Consider the following 21,838-nt stretch of genomic DNA (forward strand, 5'->3'; position numbering starts at 1 on the left):
CCTTCACATATCTATTCAAATAAGCTTCAAAGCACAACCAAAAAACTAACTTAAATGTGTCCTAAATATTGACGTAGATCCAGTATTTTATAATTTTAAAAGTTAATAACATACAAATTGGAATAGTAAGCCAAGCTAATATATCTGTAACACTTACTAATTCTTGATAAGAGGAAAACAGATATGATAATAGAATCCACATAAATATTAGAAAAAATACAATAAGTACAAAGTAAAAGTATTGGTTTATTCTTAAATTAAAATCTTTTTCATAAATAAAAACAAAGAAAAAACAAAATATTAGTAAAGCAAGCGCGATTGTTCTCATTGTAAAAACTGATGGTAAACCTAAATCTCCACCACTTAATCCTAAAGAAAAGAGTGAATATATTACGGCCAGATTTACAGATAGAAACTTATTAATTGTCATCATAAAATACCTCAATATCTATATTTCTTAAAAGTATAACTTTTGACTAAAAACTTACTTAAAATTGCTAGCTTTCTGCAGTATAATTGAAATTTACGTGAAAGGCAGTTCTTTTTTGATATGTACTGTTGAATAGTATTTTAAAATTTAAAAATAAATCTACAAACTAATTACTTATTACTGTATAAAGCTTCTCTGCTCCATAACACCAATTATGTGTCTTAATAAACTCATCAAATGCTTCAGTTCTATCATGTTTAAGATCATTCATTGCTTGAAGAACATTAGACATATCATTATCTAGCACACAACCCAAATTATATTCCATAACCATTTCTTTCAAGAAACCCTTATTCATTGTGAGGATAGGTTTCTTTAAATAAGCAGCATTATACACTGTGAACGGTACAGAATAATCGTCATAAACTCTCCAGTAAAAATCAATATATTTGGATATATAACTTTCATTTATTTTTATTTTCCTATCTAAGAAAAGAACATTAGGATTTGATAATAAGTTTTTGTATAAATTAATATCATATTTTTTTATAAATTCACCTAATGGTCCACCTAAAATAATTTTTACATTTATTCCATTGGCAGCTGCTTTTTTTATTATTTCATCTGTATAAAAAGGCTGTAACACTTTTACATTTGGATTTCCAATTGAAAACCCAACTAAAGTATCCTTTCGCTTATCGTTCTGTACAAACTTAATTATCTCTTGATGAATATCGTCATTAAAATCTAAGTCATCATTCGAATCAGGTCTTCCAAAAGTTATATAATCTACCTTTGAATCATCTACTTTTAAAATACGAACTGCATGTTTAGTTAAAAACTTGTCAGTTACCAATATTTTATCAGCGAATTTAGTTACAATTTCCCTTCTAATTTTAACTAAAAAAGGATAGTATTCCTTCGATTCTTTATCAACGTTATGACATATCCAGATTAATCTAATTCCAAACATTTTTATTAATAACACAGTTATTATGTTAGTGATAAACCTGATAAATGACTTTATAAATGAATTCGAATCATTTAAGTACCGTAAAATAACCGCTTTTGGCAATTTCTTTCTTTTTAAAATTTGTTTAATAAGATGAATGGGTATTATATTAGTAGACCCTTTCATCTTGAATAATTCAATATCTTCGATCTCTTTTGCAAGCATTTGAGATTTAATATCATCATCTTGAATTAATGCATACATACAATTTCCACCTTTTCATAGATACAACTATAGATAAATAAATTTAGCTAGCCAATTTTTAAAAACTACTCTTATTTCATTATGTTAAGTAAAGTATTTAAGCTTAAGCTAATTTGTTTAAATTTGATTTATACTCAAAATCAAATTTTCATTTTTTTCCTTGCTTTTAACACATACTTATAATCAAGTAGTGACATTAGACCATAAACAGCTACTTTTGCAGATGGTTTGGTTTTAAATGCTTTTGTTGTATATTTAATTGCTGTCTTTCTATCGCTATTTCTCATAGCTTTATTGGCTAGTAGAAGGTATGTTGCATTCATTCTTCGTTTTTTATCTTGAAGATGTAAATCATTTATTAAATTTGAATGCTTGCAACTAATGTGATCAAAAGATATTTCGTAGTTTTTTGTTACTTGTGAGACTTGATTTGTTCCGCGATTATTAAAATAATTTATACAAGGTTCTTCCACTGTAGCAACTTCTGTTAACTGGCATACACGAATCCATAGTTCGTAATCCTGTAGAGCTTTAAGTTTTTCATCAAACCCGCCAACCTTATCAAGGATAGACTTTTTAACCATTGCTTGAGTTCCACCAACACAATTTGAAATAAGTATATCTTTAGAGACATCTCCGAATGCATTTGGAATACTTTCATAAGTAACCTTTTCTTTTTCATAAATATAATATACACCAGTGGTAACTAATCCTACTTTTGGATGTTTTTTAAATGTATTAATTTGCTTTTCAAGTTTCGTTTTTATCCACGTATCGTCATCATCTAAAAAAGCAATGTATTCACCTTTTGCTCTCTCTATACCAGCATTTCTCGCAGCAGCTCCATTTACATGTTTTTCTTGGTGTACTAAAAATAATCGTTTATCTTCTATTGATGAAATTAATTCCTCAAGTCTAATTGAAAAATCATCATCTGGTTCGTTATCATTCACTACTAATAATTCTATTTTGTAATAAGTTTGATTAAGAACACTATCAATTGCTCTTCTAAGTTTATCAGCTCGTTTAAATGTAGGGATAATGACACTTACCATACCCGGTATATATTCACTCATTAATATTACTCCTTTTAACAATAACAGTATATAATCCTCTTTTACCTTCAAAAACTGAATCAAAACAGACTTTATTACCTGTTCGATTCCACCGTGGGTGTAAATCACATCTCATATCATTATCATATCTAAATGGCGCAAATACTCTCGCAACTTTATTAATGTTATCATTGTTGTTAATTATATAAACTGTAGCAACTCTAGCTCTATCAGGATATGTATCTGTAACCACCATTTTACCATCGGGGGAATAACTTGGATGTCCATCTGATATTAAATCTGGCCACTTCCTATGAAACTGGCTCGTCTTATCTTTCATCAAATAATATCCATTGCCTTCAGGTTTCTTGTGAGCATAGGCAATAATCTCATTATCACTTTTCCAAAAGCAATGAGAAGTCATATTATCGTCGCTCAAATTAAACATCTCTGTACCATTACTATTAACAGTAACTAAACGAGTGTATTTATTAGATCCATTAATCCATCTATGAAGAACCATAAATCTATTACCCGAAGGATTTAGCATGATGTGATTGACTTTATGTTCTGCATCTTTCATTTCAGGTCTCGTTTCGAGATTTGCAAAGTCTGTATAATTTAATAAAGATTTTACTTCACCACTAGTTAAATTTATATACCATATACAAGTTTTATCTGGACACTTTTCGTTTTCATTAAGATCAAGTAGATTAGAATAGCCATACCCTGGTCTCAACCGATGTAATCTTGAAAAATCAAGTGAGAGCGCAAATTCTCCATTGCTAGCAACGCTATATATTGGCATAGGTATAACTGTTTCTTCACTTGTATTTATATTTAAGATAACCGAACAATATTTACCATCTCGTAGATCATTATAAATAATTCTTTCAGAATAATCTGGTCCTAACCATTGCAACATACACCCTTGCTGAACATTCCAAGTACGTGTTTTCCCTAACACTTTATATGAATTATTATCTTGTGTATCTAGCAGAACAATTTCAGCTGGTTCTTTTGGAGCAACAAAGGAATAAGTATTTTTTGCTCTTAAGCAAAGCATATATCTATCAGTGGCATCCCATGGGGATTTATCATAGTACCCAAAAAAATACTCCATACCATCATCTGGGGAAATTCGCTTTATATCCCCTTCATATTTCACTTTAGGAGAAATAGCGTACATAGATAATTGATATGACCTTTTCACAATTTTTTTTATTGCTGGTACACTATTTAAAAAGGTATTAATTTTATTTTCAAGACTCATTATATAATCAACTCTCTTATTTAGCATGTGTTTTTCTTAGATAATTATTTGATAACCACTCCAAAAAACTAGTTGGAGCAATAAAGACAGCTAGTTGACTGGCTGTTACAATAATTAAATCCAATAAACTTGAATATCCCTTTTTCCAAAAATTATAGATCATTCCGATATAACTTCTACACTTTTCCCAGCTTTTCCTTCTCTTCAAATTATCTTTATTTGCACGAAATAACAGTAATGATTTATTTATATTTGCAGCAATGCACCCACTATTTAACATACGAACAAATAAATCTAGATCTTGATTTCTTCTAAAGTCACCATAACCCCCAAGTTCTAATACTTCCGATTTCTTATACATTACTGTTGGGTGATTAAAAGGATTTCTCCTTTTTGAAAACTTCAAGATATCTTTATGTTGAGACGGTACAATTCTTGATGATACAATTTCATTTGGAGTATCGTAAAATTCATCTATATTCGAACCTATAATACTAAGACTACTATTTTTTTTGAATTCATCAATCTGTAATTCACATCTTTGAGGGATGGAAATATCATCCGTATCCATCCTTGCAATTAAATCATTTCCACATACTTTTAAACCCTCATTTAAAGCCATTCCTAATCCTACATTTTGCTCTAAAGGTATGATATTAAATAAATCCGGGTATAAAGATAGATATGTTTCAATCACTTCATCTAGTTTATTAGTTAGCTTACCATCTTTTACAATAACAATTTCATTTGGTAGTAGACTCTGATTTAGCATACTCTCTATACTTAACTTAAAGTATTCTGGATCTTCTTTTTCATATACAGACATCAAAACACTGTAATTATATCCTGTCATTATATTTATCCCCACACTCTGTTAAATGAATTGATTCTTTAAAACCTATTATATTATAGTCTTTTTCAAAATTAGAGATTTTTTTTTCATATATTAATTCACCGAACACTTTGTTAATGGTAGTATGATTTAAATTGTTTATTAGTAGATTGAAGAACTTTGTTAATCGAATATTTTTACCAAGGGCTTGAGATATTTCCCAAACTAGGTTGCTTGTATTTACATATTCTTTATTTTGGGGACAGAAAATCCCTTTCTCATAATTATCGATTATATTTCTTATGAACTCCGATAAATTATCAATATAAATCATACTACGTTTGTTGTCTATATTTGGGAACATTGGTGTTTTTGCAGCTAACTTAGCTAATCTTGGATAATTACCCTTACACCCTTTGCCATAAATCATAGGAGGGCGCAGAATAGCAATTTTAAATGAATCGTTACCAAGAGAACCTATTAATACTTCTGCCTGAAATTTAGATTTACCATAGTTACTGTTAGGTTTAGGTATTGTATCATGATCAATTACCCCTGTATCTATTCCATAAACACTCATAGAACTCAAAAATATAAAGTGTTTGGTACCATCATCTTTGGCTTTCTTAGCAACCTCATATGCCAAATCGCTGTTCACTGTATAATATAAATTCTCATTTTCCTTTGTTTCTGTGATATGAGCTATCCCAGCAACATGCAGAATAACATCATAAATAGACAAATCCTGTTTCCTCCAAGACTCATCTCGCAAGCTAATTTTTTCTATCATATATTTCTCAGGAAATTTCTCTAGCCACTTTTCAAAGGAATTACCAACATAACTGTTTTTACCAGTGATTAGAATTCTTTTCATATAACGTCTCCTTATCACTAGCAATTTCTTCCTTAGCGGCTGTGCCAGTTCCACCCTCTACAACTCCGTCGCTCTTCGCTACACTTATAAGTGTTCCTATGAAGCACTTCACATCAAAACCAAAACTCATCCTATTAACATACTCTCCATCTAATTTAGCCTTCACATCAATTGGTAGTTCATCTCTTCCATTAATTTGTGCCCAACCGGTCAACCCTGGCTTCACATTATTTGCACCATATTTGTCTCTTTCTTTAATAAGATCGTATTGATTCCACAAGGCTGGACGGGGGCCAATAATACTCATTTGCCCGATGAATATATTCAAAATTTGTGGCAATTCATCAAGCGATGTTTTACGTAAGAACTTCCCCACTCGTGTAATATATTGCTCTGGGTCCCCTAAAAGATGAGTTGGAGTATCCTTCGGTGTATCAATTTTCATCGTTCGGAATTTAAGAATAGGAAAATGCGTCTTATGAATTCCTACACGTTTTTGCTTAAAAAGGACAGGACCTTTAGAATCTAACTTAATGGCAACAATAAGAGCTAAAAATACCGGTGACAGAATAACTAATCCGAGAAAGGAAAGGACAAAATCTATCAATCTTTTAAATTTAGGATAGATCATTCGTTTAAACCTCCACCATCAATTACTTCTTCAAACTTACAATTTTACTATCTTTGTTTCTTTCATTTTCTGAACTAGATACTCATAAAGTTCTTCTTTTATCTCTTCATTTTTCAAAGCAAACTCAATATTCGTCTTTACAAAACCTAATTTCTCCCCAACATCATAACGTTTACCTTCAAAATCATAAGCATATACATTTTGTAACTCATGCAACATTTGAATTGCATCTGTTAACTGAATTTCTCCGCCAGCACCGATTTGCTGCTTATCAAGGAAAGTAAAAATCTCTGGTGTAAATACATAGCGACCCATGATTGCTAAATTTGAAGGAGCTTTTCCAGGCTTTGGTTTTTCAACAAAATTATTTACTTGATAACGACGTCCTTCAATTGTTCTTGGATCGACAATTCCGTAACGATGTGTTTCATTATCCGCTACTTGCTGAACGCCTACCACAGAGCATTGGGTTTCTTCATACTGTTGAATTAACTGTCTTAGCCCTGGTGTCTCTGCCTGTACAATATCATCACCTAATAACACAGCAAATGGCTCATTTCCAATAAACTTGCGCGCACACCATACCGCGTGACCTAAACCTTTCGGATCTTTTTGACGAATGTAATGAAGATCAACATTAGAAGCAGCGTTAACTTTCTCTAAGATGTCAAACTTCTCTTTTTTTACCAGGTTCTCTTCTAATTCGAAATTATGATCAAAGTGATCTTCAATAGCACGTTTACCTTTACCAGTTACAATGATAATATCTTCAATGCCAGACTCAATTGCTTCTTCAACAATATATTGGATTGTCGGTTTATCCACAATTGGGAGCATTTCCTTTGGCATTGCTTTTGTTACTGGTAAAAATCTAGTTCCTAATCCAGCTGCCGGAATAATAGCTTTCTTTACAGTCTTCATTTTACCTGCCTCCAAGTCACTTCTTATCGTTTGTTGAAACATTTTATTTTATATTTAATTAAGTTCTATAAGATGAAAGTTTTTAATTTATAATTTAAAATAATTACCTTTTGTTTCCATATCCACTGAAAAAGAATTTCTTGTATCAAAAATCAGATTTGCTTTTTCAGCGATTAACTTATATTCCAATTTACTATGATTAGTAATAATTAACACTAAATCTGCTGTTTTAAGCATTTGTTCTGTTATATCATTTTCAGTTGTATACGAGCTTCCGTTAAGTTCAAAATGATTTACATATGGATCAACAACTTTCCAATTTGCTCCCATTTCGTCAAGCATTTCTAGAATTGGAATTGCAGGTGATTCACGATAATCATCAATATCCTTTTTGTAAGCTACGCCGAAAACTAATATATTGGATCCATTTAATGCCTTACCTTTTTTGTTTAACAATTGCATAGATCTATTGATTACATATTCAGGCATTGCATTATTAATTTCACCAGCAGACTCTATTAGTTTTGTATGATAATTATATTCCCTTGCTTTCCATGTTAAGTACCACGGATCAATTGGAATACAATGACCACCCAACCCTGGGCCTGGATAGAAAGGCATAAATCCATATGGTTTTGTTGCAGCAGCATCAATTACCTCCCATACATCAATACCCATCTTATTACATAGAATTGCCATTTCATTTGCTAGACCTATGTTTATATTCCTAAACGTATTTTCTAATATTTTTTCCATTTCAGCTACTGCAGGACTCGATACTTCATGGATATCAGCCTCCAACACGTTTTTATACATAGTTACAGCTACTTCTGTACAGCTTTCTGTCATTCCGCCAACCACTTTAGGTGTATTCGAAGTTTTAAATGTTTTATTACCAGGATCGACACGTTCTGGTGAATAAGCTAAGAAAAAGTCCTTTCCACAAGATAAACCAGGTTGCTCAAGTATTGGTTTTAAAACTTCTTCAGTTGTTCCTGGATAAGTAGTACTTTCAAGAACTATCAGCATTCCTTTGTGTAGATAGTTTGAGATCTCTTTCGTTGCAGTTTCTACATAAGATGTGTCAGCCTGTTTATGTACATCTAATGGTGTTGGTACGCATATAACAACTGCGTCAACATTTTTTATTAAAGAATAATCTTCTGTTGCTATGAATTGATTAGCTTCAATTAATTCAGCTAGTTCTTCGTCATTCACATCACCAATATAATTTATTCCCCGATTTATTTTTTCTATTTTCTCAGTATGTACATCAAAGCCAATTACTTGATAGCCTGCTTTTGCATTTTCTACTGCTAGAGGGAGGCCTACATACCCCAATCCTACGACACCAATAACAGCTGTTTTTTCATTTATTTTTTTTATTAATTCGCTTGCTAAGTTTTTTTCTACTTCAACAGTATTTAGAGTCACTTTCAAAACATCTCCTCATGTCATAAGAGGCCTTAATTTACATTTTTATAGACCAGTTTTATTTTTATTTAATTTGATTAACAATTTATACTCAAGTTTGTTAAGACCCCTTTACTTCAAGGAGTGTCTTCTTCATATAAACAATCTGCATCAATTCATCCTTTAATTCTTTCGCTGTATACTGTTCAAATCGATCAATTAAATATAATAGTACTCCTTGGTCGACTTCAACCGTCCTGCCAACATAAATCTTCTCATAAACTTCCCCTGGATGAACCTCATCTTCTCCAAGCAGTTCCTCATACATCTTCTCACCTGGACGAATACCTGAAAATTCAATTGGAATTTCATCTTCTGTATAGCCCGATAGTCTAATAAGGTTCTTCGCCAAATCAACAATTTTAACTGGCTCACCCATATCTAGCACGAAGATCTCGCTACCTTTAGCAAGTGTACCTGCTTGGATAACAAGTCTCGATGCTTCTGGAATGGTCATAAAATAACGAGTCATTTCAGGATCTGTTACAGTCACTGGACCGCCTTTTTCAATTTGTTTCTTAAACAAAGGAATTACACTACCACGGCTTCCAAGTACATTACCGAATCGGACAGCAACAAATTTCGTTTTACTTTGCTGTGCCATATGTTGGACAACCATTTCCGCAACACGTTTTGTTGCGCCCATTACATTCGTTGGGTTTACAGCTTTATCGGTTGATACCATCACAAACGTTTGGACACCGAATGTATCTGCTGCTTCCGCCACATTTTTCGTACCAATCACATTGTTTTTTACTGCCTCATGTGGATTATATTCCATAAGTGGTACGTGTTTATGTGCTGCAGCATGGTAAATAATTCTTGGTTGATGCTCTTCGACGATGTTGAACATACGCTCACGATCTTGGACGTCACCGATAATTGGAATGATTTCTGTTTCTGTATCATGGTATTTATTTTTAAGTTCCATATCAATTGAATAAATGCTGAATTCTCCATGACCAACTAACAAAATCTTTTCCGGTGTAAAGCGCATCAACTGGCGACAAATCTCAGATCCGATTGATCCGCCAGCACCAGTAACCATAACCGTGCTTCCTGTAACATATTCTGAGATAGCACCAATATCGAGTTTTACTGGTTCTCGACCGAGTAAATCCTCGACCTCGACGTTTTTTAAGTTACTAACGGATATTTTTCCAGTCATCAAATCTTCTATTTTCGGAATCATTTGTACCTTTACATTTGCTTTATTACATTCTGCGACAATTTTCTCTAATTCGCCATTACGTAAGGATGGAATTGCAATAACGATATGCTCAATTTGTAACTTCTCAACAACAGTTGCAATATCGCTCGTTGTTCCTTCTACAGGTAAATCATATACCTGCATTTTCTGTTTGCTCATGTCATCATCAACAAAAGCAATTGGTCTTAATTCTGAGTTATGCTCATTTTTCAGCTGGCGAGCAATCATTGCTCCTGCAGCCCCCGCACCTACGATTAGGGTTTTCTTTTGATTTTCTTCATTTTTTACATAACTATCGCGGAAAATCCGCCACACAAAGCGGGATCCGCCGATTAATAAAATATGCAGCATCCACGTAACCAGTAATGCTCTCGAATAAAGAGAAAAATCATTGATAAAATATTGCACAATACCCGCTCCAATAATGGAAAAGGTGATCGCCTTTACAATCGTTACTAACTCTCCAACACTGGCGTACGCCCACACTTTATGATAGAGCCTATATATGGATGCAAATAAATGATGAAAGATTAATAGTGCAATTGCGCTCCATAGAATTGTTTCTGTGCGTAAAAGCTCGGTATGTGCTGGATACACCACCCAAGTCGCTATGAAGATAGCTGTACTGACGATTACGGAGTCTAGTAAGATAAGCAATGTGAGTCTCTTACGATAGGACATCGTACACGCTCCTTTTTGATGTTTTAATTTTCATTCATTGGCTAGCTTCTTCCATACGTACATGATTCGACATTATTTCATTTAAATATTGTACCATATTTTCCCTGCCTTTAATGTTAATTTTTTTATAAATTTGACTAATATGTACTTTTACAGTCCCCTCTCTTAACTGGATACGTTGTGCGATTTCGCTATTTCGTAAGTCTTTCTTGAGAAAGTAAGCAACAAGTGATTCTTTCGTGGAAATAGGAATGTCATTTTCCAAGAGACGTTTACGAAATAAATCAAAGTTATCATTCTTTAATTCAGCCAGTCTCTTCAATAGTATTGCGGTCATACTGGAAGGAATATAATAATGCGCATCTTGAATGGAAAGCATGATTTGCAACACACTACCTGCAATTTCATTCTGCTTTTCTATGATACTATCACTGCCTGCATCAATGAATGATAGAGATGCTTCAAGCTGTGAAGGTGCTACTATCGTGATGATTTTCACAAAGGGAATAGCTGCTTTTAGTTATTGGATAGCAGCCGTTGCATCAGGTATCGGGATGAATTCCGTGTCCAATAAAACAACATCCGGCCGACTTTCGTTATCGAAACCGGTGGTTGTATACGACACACACCCCATTAACTCCAATTCTGATTGTTCCTTAATTTTCTGTATAATCAAGTCAGAAAAGGGAGCCTTACTTATGTATAAAACAGTCATCATTCAACTTTCCTACCTATTCTTTCATTTTTACCGTCTTCACGACACGTACTAACAAGATTTTATTCTACTACATAGGAAGTCACTTCTAGGCAAATTTCCCTATTTAATTATTACCGCATTATATTAACGAAAAAGTCAATAACCTTTGCGCGGTTGCGTATATTCAGTTTATTGTAAATCTCGCTAATGTAATTTTTCACTGTACCTTCGCCAAGAAAGAGCTTGTTGGCAATTTGCTGGTTTGTATGGTTCTCTTTTAATAAAAATGCAATGTCAATCTCACGCTTTGTAAAAGAATAACCGAGACGTTCAAGTCGTAAAGTAAATATTTGCTTATTATTCATCGTCAGTTCACGTATTCTTCCAGCAAGCATCCGTGCTACTTCACCGGAGAGGACTGTTTCTCCACGATAGGCGATTCGAATGGCTTCCAGTAAGCGTTCCGCATATAATGCCTTTACTAAAAAGCCATCTGCGCCAGCATTAATTCCCGAAATGACGAGATCGTTGACCTTTGAGGTAAGCAAAATCACACTTACTTCTGGATACTTCTCTTTTATTAATTTCGTTGTGCGAATCCCGTCCATTTGCGGCAACTGAATATCCATGATGACAATATCAGCTTTTAGGTGTTCCATCTGCTTGATCGCAGTTTCTCCGTTATCCACTGCCCCGATAACCTTTATATCATCCGTTCTCTCAATGATAGCTTCGATGCCATCCCGGAGTAACCTCTGATTTTCTACAATGAGAACATGTATCACCTGATTAACCCCTTTTTATAGAAATTTTTCTCTCTATTCGATCGACTTCATTTTCTAGTTTAGTTCTAAAGCGATGTGAGATTAAAATAAGCCAAGAAATTTCTTTTTCTTTATCATACCTGGCTCCATACGGTTCACATTGCTATTCTCAACTAACAGCTCACTATTCTCCAAAAACATATAGTGATAGTCACTGCCATATGCATGCTTTATTTGCTGGAATGCTTCATCCATGACAAAACCACGTGAATTTGTATTATGTGCATCGGATGCAATAAAATGTGTGAGATTTGATTCGATGAGTTGATTCGAAAACTTTTGAATATTTTTGCCAAACTTTCCAACAAGACTCGCAGCAGTCACTTGTGTTAAAGCACCCTTTTTGACAAATTCGTAGAGCTTTGCAGGATGTTCAATGAGCTCTTGATTTCGTTCTGGGTGAACAATAATTGGGGTATAACCTGCGACTTGAATATCAAATAGCATTTGAGTTGCATATCTAGGAACCTGTCCTGACGGAAATTCTACGAATAAATACTTCGATCCATTTAACGACAGCAATTCCCCTTTTTCAATATCTTCAATCATATCTCCATTGATGCGCGTTTCCTGCCCTGCAAGAACTTTCAGACCAATATTTTCTTTCGTAAACAGTTCATTTAAAATGTCCACATGATTTAAGATGGACTGTGCATCATTATCGTATTTTCGATTTTTATGGTGAGGGGTTGCGATTATTGTCGTTATCCCTTGAGCAACTGCTGCTCTGGCCATATCTAAGCTGTCTTCTTCCGTTTTAGCACCATCATCTACTCCAGGTAAGATGTGAGAATGTATATCGATCACATTGCCACTCCCTCTCCGTTTTATTTTTCAAAAAAATGAATTAGTTAAAATTATACAAGAATCGATAATAGTTTACAATTAATCCCTAATAAATTAACACTTTAGTAGGATAAAGTCTTTACGCATGGAAATATTTTGTAAGCACATGATGAAAAAGCTCCTTACATCATACGGTAAGGAGTCTAATCCTATGGGGTTCAAATCTTCTATTTAAGAAAACAAAATGTTTCTATTTGCTGGACCACACAAGATACAAAACGAATGGGTTACTCTAAGTATGTCATTTCTGCTTACTATTCATGATGTATTTATTTGGGAGTTAACTAAGCATTTTTACCTACAAATAGTTTATCATAATAAATTGTAAAAATATAGGTTACTTAAGTCACGAAAAAGTCATAGCAATACCATAAAACTAAACTTTAGTCATGCTTTTTCATGAAAAAAACTCCTTATCAACCCAAAGTGGGTGACAAGGAGTTTTATGTTATGTGTTAACTTCCATAATAGTAATAGTGATTGGATTCTTTCTTATCCCGGTCATTTAAGACCGTACCAAGTACTTTGGCATTTACTGCTCTTAATGATTCAACCGCTTTTTGTGCTGATTCCGTTTCCGTGCTTTTGCTTCGTACTACTAGAATAGATCCATCCACAAAAGCAGATAAAATTTGTGCATCTGTTACCGCAAGCACTGGTGGTGTATCGAAAATAATCACATCATAAAGTTCACGTGCTTCGGCAATCATTCGCTGCATGCGTTTCGAACCAAGCAGCTCAGAAGGATTCGGCGGGATCGGGCCACAAGAGATTAAATCTAAGTCCTGCACTGCACTTGGGACAATTGCTTCTTGCAAAGCAATATCTCCAACAAGCACATTGCTGAGTCCTTTTAGATTATCCAAGCGGAATGTATAATGGATGGTCGGTTTACGTAAATCCGCATCAATTAAAAGCACCTTTTTCCCTTGCTGTGCGTAAACAACTGCAAGATTCGCTGTCGTCATCGACTTTCCTTCAGATGGTCCAGCTGAGGTTAACAGCAATGTTTGAATTTCTTCATCTGCAGAGGCAAATTGTAAGTTTGTACGAACGGTACGATATTGCTCTGAGATTGGTGAGCGTGGACTTATTTTTGTAATCAAGTGACGCATTTTATTATTTTTAAACTGTTTTTTTCGCGCCATCTAGACCACCCCTTACCGTTCTCATTTCACGAGCTTCGAAATTCTCCATGCGCATATCTTTTTCATCGATATGGGAGATAACGCCAAGTACTGGAATTCCTAGTTTCTTTTCAATATCCTCTTCTGATTTAATCGTGTTATCTAAGTATTCTAGCAAGAATGCAATACCAACACCGATCATGGCACCAAGCACAACTGCGATTGCAATATTCAGAATCGGATTCGGTGCTACTGGTGATGGATTTTCCGATAATTGTGCCTCTGATAAAATGGAGACATTATCAACATTCATTAAATCCGGAATTTTATCTTGGAAAACTTCAACCGTTGTATTCGCAATTTCTGTTGCTAGTGCTGGATCAGGATCTGTCGCAGTTACTGTTACAACCTGTGAGTTATCAGCACTTGCTACTTGAAGCTTCTCCGCTAGTTGCCTACTGTTCATATCTAAGTTCAATTCTTCTATAACAGGTTCAAGAATTGCTGGACTTGTAATTATTACATTGTATGTATTAATTAACTCTACATTCGTTCTGACATCTGCTTGCGTAAGCTGTGCATTCACGTCCGTATTGTTGCTTTGCGTTACAAGAAATTGTGAACTGTTTTGATAGGTCGGTGTTAATACAAAATAACTAATGATTGCTGCTACTAGCGCCGCCCCCAACATTAAGGCAATAATCAGTAACAAGCGCTTCTTGATGACCTCAAAAATCTCTTTGAGGGATATCGTTTCCTCCATTGCTGTACCTCCATTAAATTTGGTTCCCCCTTACTTTTTAAGGGGATTATTTTTCGGATAATAAGTGCTATTTCTTAACTAAATTTTTTTTATCCTATATCTATTTCGACATTATAAAGGGAATTATAACATATTTCCATAACTTTTCAGAAATAAATTTTGGTTAAATTTAGGTCAAGTAGCTTTTTTGGGGGTCTTAATGGTAGATTTTTATCGAATTGAAGGTGTGAGGTTGGGGGAGTGATAAGAGGCTTGGGCGATTGGTTTTGATTTTGAATAAGTCAAGAATATCATGCGATAGTCTAACTGTTTTCTAGATATTTACCAAACCTTTACATTACAATCATGTTACAAATGTCCTATTAATCTATAATAATTTTGAAATAATAGCTATAATAGTGTTAGTTTCTGTTAGAACATGGATATACAGAAATAAATTGGCGAATTTTCCAGGAAAAAAGCACTATCTAGCGAACAAACCAGTATGCACTGGAATTAATATTATATTCGATTACAACAGGGGGATAAAAAAATTGGCAAATAAGAAAATTGTTATGTCGGTTACTGCAAGTGCAGCGATTGCCTCAGCTATTTTTGCAGCTGAAGAAGCAGAAGCAGCATCACACAAGGTTAAGAGTGGAGATTCACTATGGAAGATTGCACAGCAATATGGTACAAGCGTATCTGATCTGAAATCGATTAATAATTTGTCATCGGATTTAATTTTCCCGAATCAAGTGATTGAGACTACGAAATCTTCTTCAAACACGGGATCATCAAGTTCGAATACGAACAATAACCAAACTTCAACTAATAAATCTACATATACAGTAAAACGAGGGGACACATTAAGCGGCATCGCCTCAAAGCATGGAATCTCACTATCTAACTTAATGAGTTGGAACAGCTTAGACACAACCTTAATTTTCCCTGGGAATGTTTTAGTTGTTAGTAAGAATGGATCTACTGGAAATTCTGGATCATCAAGCTCAGGATCTAGTTCTTCTGGATCAAGTTCATCCGGCAATTCTTCAAGCTCGTCTTCTGTCTACACAGTTAAGTCGGGCGACACACTATCACGCATTGCCTCACTGCACGGTGTTACCGTTAGCAACTTGAAAAAATGGAATAACTTAAACTCTGATCTAATTTTAATCGGACAGAAGCTAAGTATCGGCAGCAGTGCTAATGGATCAGGATCTGGTTCAAGCGGGAACTCCGGCGGAAGCAAACCTCCAGCAACTGACGTAAGTTACAATGTGGACACGCTTATTAGTACAGCTAAAAGCTTGAGCGGCATTAAATATGTATGGGGCGGATCTACACCGAGCGGATTCGATTGTAGCGGATTCATCTACTATGTATACAAACAAGCTGGGATGAACCTACCAAGAACATCAGCAGCAGGCTACTTCGAACGTTCCTATTACGTGAACACACCACAAGTAGGAGACCTAGTATTCTTTGCGGGTACATATAAATCTGGTATTTCTCATATGGGAATCTATATTGGAAACAACCAATTTATTCACGCAGGATCATCAAGCGGCGTAACAATCACAAGCTTAGACAACTCTTATTGGAAAAAACACTTTGATAGCTATAAGCGATTTTACTAGAATGATAGAAAAACTCCAGCCCGTTGCTGGAGTTTTTTTGTTTGGGTGCGGGGTAGAGATGGTGCGTTAATTTTACTTTTGGTGTCTTAGCTTGGGCGGATGGTGCGTTAATTTTGTTTTTGGTGTCTTAGCCTGGGCAGATAGTGCGTTAAATTTGTGTTTGGTGTCTTAGCTTGGGCGGATGGTGCGTTAAGTTTGTTTTTGGTGTCTTAGCTTGGGTGGATGGTGCGTTAAATTTGTGTTTGGTGTCTTAGCATGGGCGGATGGTGCGTTAATTTTGTTTTTGGTGTCTTAGCTTGGGTGGATGGTGCGTTAAGTTTGTTTTTGGTGTCTTAGCCTGGGCAGATAGTGCGTTAATTTTGTTTTTGGTGTCTTAGCGTGGGTGGATGGTGCGTTAATTTTGCTTTTGGTGTCTTAGCATGGGCGGATAGTGCGTTAATTTTGCTTTTGGTGTCTTAGCTTGGCCTGGGCGGGTTTTGATTCATTTATTTACGTAGCCATCTTTTGTGTGCTGGTTCATAGGTTAGATTTACATTTTTTAATGCTTTGTTTACCATATGGCGGGAGTCTACTTGGAGGAAATTTTTACATTCTGGATTCGTTATCCAGGGGAACAGCAATAAATATTCACGTATCGCAAGGTAGTGTGCGTGCCGATCTTTATGGCCGCATTTTGGGCAAACCCAGCTTCTGGGTGTCCGCTGCATCCCTAGTCTTTCACAGTTTGTGCACTTTACGCCGTTCATTAAATCCTGTCTCTTAATCCTGTGTTCTTGCATAATATCCCGATCGAAGTCGATGTTTTTCCTCAACATGAGATGTCCAATTTTTTGATGAAGAATTTTATTCGGGTTCTCAAGCTTTTTTTCAATGTCTAATATGATGTGAGGAATTCGTTCGCCATGTGCGACTACTTTAGCGATTGACTCTGTATCTCCAATAACTTTTATTCGTGTAGTAGGTTCGCTTATGGCAATGAGATAATAAATAGGAATGTTTGTGTAGCCGTTATGCTGAAGCCAGTTTTGAAGTTTTAGCTGTTGCAGTTTTGCCTGTGCGATTGGGTGACTAAATCCTGTCTCGTTCTTCCCATCATCTCGTGTGAACTGGTTAAGCGTTGTATCAAAAATAATCGTGCCACTATAGTTTTTCACTTCCACAATATAGATTGCGTGCTGCGAAATGATGATATTATCAAGCTGAACACTTTTACCGCCCACTTTTAAGCAGATATCCTGAAGAATTGTAGATATTGGTTCAAGAAACTGCAGAAAATAATCGACGTTCACTTCACCCATATACCCTTTTAAGTATTTTCCATACTCCCTTTCGATGTGATGCACTCTAGGAAAATCACTTTTTAACCGTGTCCGGAGCACTTCATATTTCTGTAGTATCAAAGGTTTTGTACGCTTTTTTATATTCAACTTACCGTTCCTCCTTATTATCCATTTTCTTCTTAATATATACCGAATGGATAATGCGTACAAAAGGACAAAATTTAAAAATCGATTCTATTCCGACCATGGAATTCAAATCAATCTAGATGAGAAATTTAAAATTGAAGGAGTAAATTAGTTAATAACTGCATTTTAGTAGTTTCTTCATAATGGGGTAATGCAAACAGGCGAGAATGCTATAAATTTCCCACGCAAAAAACCTCCAAACAGTATCTTCGAAGGTATTTTTTGTTCTACTTAATTCGTTGCTTTTAGCATGATTATTTGCAATATAAATCCCACCACCACACCTGGGATAATAAACAAAGCGGAAAGCCAAATTGGTCCGAGTAACACCCCAAACAGCGTTAACTCAGCTGAAAACATACATCCCAATGTCACGAAATAGGCGGAAAAGACAAACGGCAAAAAGGAAAAGGCTCGCTTTCCTCCTCCCGCATCTTTAAAGGCATCCCACATTGCAAAAAAGTATAAACAAGGGTAAAACAGGAGCCATTGATAATCGGCTAGTTGAATTGCTTTGTCTATTTCTCCATGGTAGCTTAGCACGACAACTCTATGCAGATTCCCCTCTATATTAATCAAAATTTCTAAAAAGATCACGAGGATTCCTTTGAAATATTTTCTATTTAATAGTTGACCTAATCCTGATAAAGCAATACTCCATAATAGTTTTTCAACTACGTCCCTATCTGCCATGACATCTCAATGACCACCTTAATATCAATTATCTTTTGCCAGATCCTTACGGTTTGGAGCCATTGGAGGCTGCTCTAACCATTGGTTTTTGATCATGATATTGGCTCCATCCTCGGAAAGTTTCTGAATTTCAAGCGATAGTCTGCTATACATGGCACCTAAATCCATTCGAGGACTTACTGAGGTACTCGTTCCATAAAAGCCAACACTCAAAGCAATCAAAGCAGTTGTAAAATACATCATTAATCGATCCGAAAATGTGTAAGCTGTACTGGTCGTTATATCGTCATCCCATGTCATCACAACAGGCATATTGCTCTCCTTCAATTTTCCACTAAACAGTTCAATATGCTTTTTAGCAACCTCGATGCATCTGAGCATAAATTTTGTGACGTCTTTGGATTGAGATACTTGACTAAAACCAGTTAATGCTGCCGATCCTAAAGCATTTCTTTGGATATTCGAATAAAGTGTAGCTATTTCTGATGCTATTAATGGCCTTTTCTCTCCAAAAACATCCCATATAAAACCTTGCTTTTTTACAAATTCAATTTCAGTGTGATCAGCCATGTATGGCGCTCTAATATACATTCCTTTTTTTAGCAATAGATCCTTTGCCATCTCGTATAATTCCATTGTCTCCGTAAGACATTCTTTATAATAAGCTGTAATATCTGACCTTGCGGAAGAGTACAGGCTAGTTGCTAACATTAAAAGTCCTATTCCGCCCATTTGATGGATAAAATTTAATACGAATCCATCAGAGTATAACCTGGGTGCGTTTAAATCAACATCTCCCTCCACTGTAAAGCCGAGAGGGACTTGATGCTTTTCCTCCGTAAGAATCGAAGTGATTTTTTGCAAATGTGACTGAGATAATTTCAATGCATGTTCGATAACTGGCTTAATCTCCTCATCCTCAGCTTTTTCAAGAAAATAGCTTAAGGCACATATACTTGCACTCTCTTCCATGTATTGATTAAGAAGCTGAGATAATTCTCCAGAGGTCAGTCTTATTTGTTTATCCTCTTGCACACAAAACCCTCCATTATTGTAGAATAACTTTTCTTCGTAATTATCCTTTGTTATTCGTGGTAAAGTATGCAAGATGTTTTTCTTTTATTTTGGATTTTGATTGGATTGAAGGTCTACTTATTAGACTACAATGCATAACGGAAATCGCTGTTATGTTTGTTAACCACCCAAATACAAATAGCAGTTGGTTTTCTGTTTCGCACACTATCCCGTACCAAGTGGATTAATATGTAAGAGTTCTCTTCCTTTCAAACAATAAAGCTACCACCAAAGCACATTGCTTTGATGGTAGCTGTCCTAAATTCCTTTTATTCACACGCACACATCTATACTGCCTTACCCCTCCACTATCTTCACGTAAAAGTTTCGATTTCTCGGTCCATCAAATTCACAAAAATAAACACTTTGCCATGTACCTAATACAAGCTGTCCTTCTGAAATAATTAAAGTTTCACTTGCTCCGATAACAGAGGATTTCATATGTCCATCCGAGTTTCCTTCCATATGAATGTACTCCTGCTTGTTGGGAAATGTCTCATCAAGACCGAGTTTGAGATCGGTTTTTACATCGGGGTCCGCATTTTCGTTAATCGTAATTGCTGCGGTTGTATGCGGGCAAAAGATAAACATGATTCCATCTTGGACATTGCTTTCAGCCAACGCTTCTTCTAGGTATTGGTCTACATTTGTAAAGGATTGCTTTTCGTTTGTATGGATAGAAAATTTATGTAATTTTTTACTCATAAAATCAACTCCTAACATTCTTCTTTTTATCATAGCTGAATTTTCTTTCCTTTCCAAATATATCGCGAAACCTTTTTCATGTAGACTCGTATAATTGAGTTAGAAGATTATTTTGAAGAGGAGAATATAATGAAGAACTTTCTATTGATCGGATTAGTCCTATTAGCTGGTTGTTCGTCCGCATCGCCTACAGTTGAGGAGACTGCACAGGAAGTGATTGATCTTCTTGTAGATGGAGAATTTGAAAAGGTCCACGATGATTTTTTTGCTGAGAAATTACAGGAATCTACATCTCTAAAAGAATTAGAAGAAGTTTGGAAAGCGGAAACAAGTGGAACATTTAATGGTGTAAGATCATTAGAATCTTCAGAAAGGGGCGACTCTTATCAAGTTGTTGAAGCTGAAATCGAATATAGTGGAGTGATTTTCCAAGTCCGAATGACATTCGATGAAGCACTGCAATTGGTCGGAATAAACTTAGCTGGCGAGGGTGCGAATGTCGCTGCACCAGATAATGTCACGGAAGAGCAAGTAGTGGTCGGAGAAGGAACAGAATATGAGCTGGAGGGTACATTGACGCTTCCCAATCAAGAGTCAGATAATTTGCCAGCAGTTATACTTGTTCAAGGGTCTGGACCGAGCGATAGAGATGAAGCTGTATTTAGCTATAAGCCGTTTCGAGATATTGCTTGGGGACTTGCTGAACAAGGGATTGCAGTATTAAGATACGATAAACGAACGTATACCTATGGCAGCACGATGTCACCTGAAGAATTGCAATCCTTAACAGTCTACGAGGAAACGGTGGAAGATGCTGTTCGAGCTGCTGAACTATTAAAAAATGATTCGCGCATTGATTCGAGTAGCGTTTACTTAGGTGGGCATAGTCTCGGTGGAATGCTTGCTCCAAGGATTGATATGGAGGGAGATTTTGCAGGACTTCTTATACTTGCCGGCTCACCAAGAACACTGGCGGAAATTATTTATGATCAAAGTATGGCTATGCTGGAAGACGAAGATGAGATTAAGTTTGCCCAGGATGAATATGAAAAATCCCAGGGGTTAACGGACCTGACAAAGGAAGAGGCTTTGTCAGAAACGGTGTTCGGCCTCCCTGCATATTATTTTCAGGAAATGGATACCTTTGATGCGGGCGCCTTAGCTGCAGATTCTGAAAAACCCCTACTGATTTTGCAAGGGGAAGATGATTTCCAGGTTTACTTCGATAAGGATTTTGCGATATGGCAGGAAATCTTAGCGGACAAAGAGAACACAACCTTTATTAGCTATCCTGGGCTGAATCATTTTTTCGTTGACTATGACGGCCCTGGCGCGGGAACAATTACTGAATACGAGCATCCTGGAGTTGTCGATGAGCAAGTAATCCATGACATGACAGATTGGATCCTGAAGCAAACAAACCAATGA

The 21,838-nt window shown here is 35.6% G+C and carries 21 protein-coding genes; 2 read left to right on the top strand and 19 right to left on the bottom strand.

Features of this window, described 5'->3' with window-relative positions; translation table 11 throughout:
* Nucleotides 1-596: 596 nt before the first annotated feature.
* The 15 genes from F1560_RS11910 to F1560_RS11980 all read right to left on the bottom strand — a co-directional run bounded on the left by F1560_RS11910 (nt 597) and on the right by F1560_RS11980 (nt 14,853).
* Nucleotides 597-1,646, bottom strand: a complete 1,050-nt coding sequence (locus F1560_RS11910) for a glycosyltransferase (protein WP_149474856.1) — start codon at nt 1,644-1,646, stop codon at nt 597-599.
* A gap of 140 nt (nt 1,647-1,786) precedes the next feature.
* Nucleotides 1,787-2,722, bottom strand: coding sequence for a glycosyltransferase family 2 protein (locus F1560_RS11915; protein WP_149474857.1), 936 nt, complete (start codon nt 2,720-2,722; stop codon nt 1,787-1,789).
* On the bottom strand, nt 2,715-3,974 hold the full coding sequence (locus tag F1560_RS11920; RefSeq protein ID WP_149474858.1) for a TolB-like translocation protein: 1,260 nt from the start codon (nt 3,972-3,974) through the stop codon (nt 2,715-2,717). The genes F1560_RS11915 and F1560_RS11920 overlap by 8 nt, the downstream gene beginning before the upstream one ends.
* Before the next feature lie 16 nt (nt 3,975-3,990).
* The gene (locus F1560_RS11925) at nt 3,991-4,827 is read right to left on the bottom strand and encodes a glycosyltransferase (protein WP_149474859.1); all 837 of its coding nucleotides are present in this window, start codon (nt 4,825-4,827) and stop codon (nt 3,991-3,993) included.
* Nucleotides 4,814-5,680, bottom strand: coding sequence for an NAD-dependent epimerase/dehydratase family protein (locus F1560_RS11930; protein WP_149474860.1), 867 nt, complete (start codon nt 5,678-5,680; stop codon nt 4,814-4,816). Before F1560_RS11930 ends, F1560_RS11925 begins: the two co-directional genes overlap by 14 nt.
* Nucleotides 5,655-6,308 carry a sugar transferase gene (locus tag F1560_RS11935; RefSeq protein ID WP_149475321.1) on the bottom strand — a complete coding sequence of 218 codons (654 nt, stop codon included), beginning with the start codon at nt 6,306-6,308 and terminating at the stop codon, nt 5,655-5,657. The genes F1560_RS11930 and F1560_RS11935 overlap by 26 nt, the downstream gene beginning before the upstream one ends.
* 39 nt (nt 6,309-6,347) lie before the next feature.
* On the bottom strand, nt 6,348-7,232 hold the full coding sequence (gene galU, locus F1560_RS11940; RefSeq protein ID WP_149474861.1) for a UTP--glucose-1-phosphate uridylyltransferase GalU: 885 nt from the start codon (nt 7,230-7,232) through the stop codon (nt 6,348-6,350).
* Nucleotides 7,233-7,319: 87 nt separating this feature from the next.
* Nucleotides 7,320-8,666, bottom strand: a complete 1,347-nt coding sequence (locus F1560_RS11945; RefSeq protein ID WP_149474862.1) for a nucleotide sugar dehydrogenase — start codon at nt 8,664-8,666, stop codon at nt 7,320-7,322.
* Between the two features lie 100 nt (nt 8,667-8,766).
* A complete protein-coding gene (locus F1560_RS11950) occupies nt 8,767-10,596 on the bottom strand; it encodes a polysaccharide biosynthesis protein (RefSeq protein WP_149474863.1) in 1,830 nt (609 codons plus the stop codon).
* A gap of 34 nt (nt 10,597-10,630) precedes the next feature.
* On the bottom strand, nt 10,631-11,095 hold the full coding sequence (locus F1560_RS11955; RefSeq protein ID WP_149474864.1) for a LuxR C-terminal-related transcriptional regulator: 465 nt from the start codon (nt 11,093-11,095) through the stop codon (nt 10,631-10,633).
* Between the two features lie 21 nt (nt 11,096-11,116).
* Nucleotides 11,117-11,311, bottom strand: a complete 195-nt coding sequence (locus F1560_RS11960; protein ID WP_149474865.1) for a hypothetical protein — start codon at nt 11,309-11,311, stop codon at nt 11,117-11,119.
* Nucleotides 11,312-11,424: 113 nt separating this feature from the next.
* Nucleotides 11,425-12,078: a response regulator gene (locus tag F1560_RS11965; protein WP_149474866.1), complete on the bottom strand. Its 654-nt coding sequence runs from the start codon at nt 12,076-12,078 to the stop codon at nt 11,425-11,427.
* A gap of 81 nt (nt 12,079-12,159) precedes the next feature.
* Nucleotides 12,160-12,924, bottom strand: coding sequence for a tyrosine-protein phosphatase (locus F1560_RS11970; protein WP_149474867.1), 765 nt, complete (start codon nt 12,922-12,924; stop codon nt 12,160-12,162).
* Between the two features lie 494 nt (nt 12,925-13,418).
* The gene (locus F1560_RS11975) at nt 13,419-14,111 is read right to left on the bottom strand and encodes a CpsD/CapB family tyrosine-protein kinase (protein WP_149474868.1); all 693 of its coding nucleotides are present in this window, start codon (nt 14,109-14,111) and stop codon (nt 13,419-13,421) included.
* Nucleotides 14,089-14,853, bottom strand: coding sequence for a YveK family protein (locus tag F1560_RS11980; protein WP_149474869.1), 765 nt, complete (start codon nt 14,851-14,853; stop codon nt 14,089-14,091). Before F1560_RS11980 ends, F1560_RS11975 begins: the two co-directional genes overlap by 23 nt.
* A 533-nt stretch (nt 14,854-15,386) precedes the next feature.
* Here F1560_RS11980 and F1560_RS11985 point away from each other — a divergent pair.
* Nucleotides 15,387-16,472 (top strand): C40 family peptidase, encoded by a 1,086-nt coding sequence (locus F1560_RS11985; RefSeq protein WP_275955840.1) that lies wholly within the window; start codon nt 15,387-15,389, stop codon nt 16,470-16,472.
* A gap of 485 nt (nt 16,473-16,957) precedes the next feature.
* On the opposite strand, the gene F1560_RS11990 is transcribed toward F1560_RS11985, so the two are convergent.
* From F1560_RS11990 to F1560_RS12005, 4 genes are all read right to left on the bottom strand, one after another.
* Entirely contained in the window at nt 16,958-17,899 is a 942-nt protein-coding gene (locus F1560_RS11990) for a nuclease-related domain-containing protein (protein ID WP_149474870.1), read from the bottom strand.
* A 270-nt stretch (nt 17,900-18,169) separates the two neighbouring features.
* Complete coding sequence (locus F1560_RS11995; RefSeq protein ID WP_149474871.1) at nt 18,170-18,631, bottom strand: hypothetical protein; 462 nt, start codon at nt 18,629-18,631, stop codon at nt 18,170-18,172.
* Nucleotides 18,632-18,655: 24 nt separating this feature from the next.
* The gene (locus F1560_RS12000) at nt 18,656-19,666 is read right to left on the bottom strand and encodes a DUF3231 family protein (protein ID WP_149474872.1); all 1,011 of its coding nucleotides are present in this window, start codon (nt 19,664-19,666) and stop codon (nt 18,656-18,658) included.
* 336 nt (nt 19,667-20,002) lie between these two features.
* Nucleotides 20,003-20,410, bottom strand: coding sequence for a secondary thiamine-phosphate synthase enzyme YjbQ (locus F1560_RS12005; RefSeq protein ID WP_149474873.1), 408 nt, complete (start codon nt 20,408-20,410; stop codon nt 20,003-20,005).
* A 129-nt stretch (nt 20,411-20,539) separates the two neighbouring features.
* Here F1560_RS12005 and F1560_RS12010 point away from each other — a divergent pair, with 129 nt between their 5' ends.
* Nucleotides 20,540-21,838, top strand: a complete 1,299-nt coding sequence (locus F1560_RS12010; RefSeq protein WP_149474874.1) for an alpha/beta hydrolase — start codon at nt 20,540-20,542, stop codon at nt 21,836-21,838.

The organism is Oceanobacillus polygoni (assembly GCF_008304605.1).
GTDB classification, from domain to species: domain Bacteria; phylum Bacillota; class Bacilli; order Bacillales; family Amphibacillaceae; genus Oceanobacillus; species Oceanobacillus polygoni.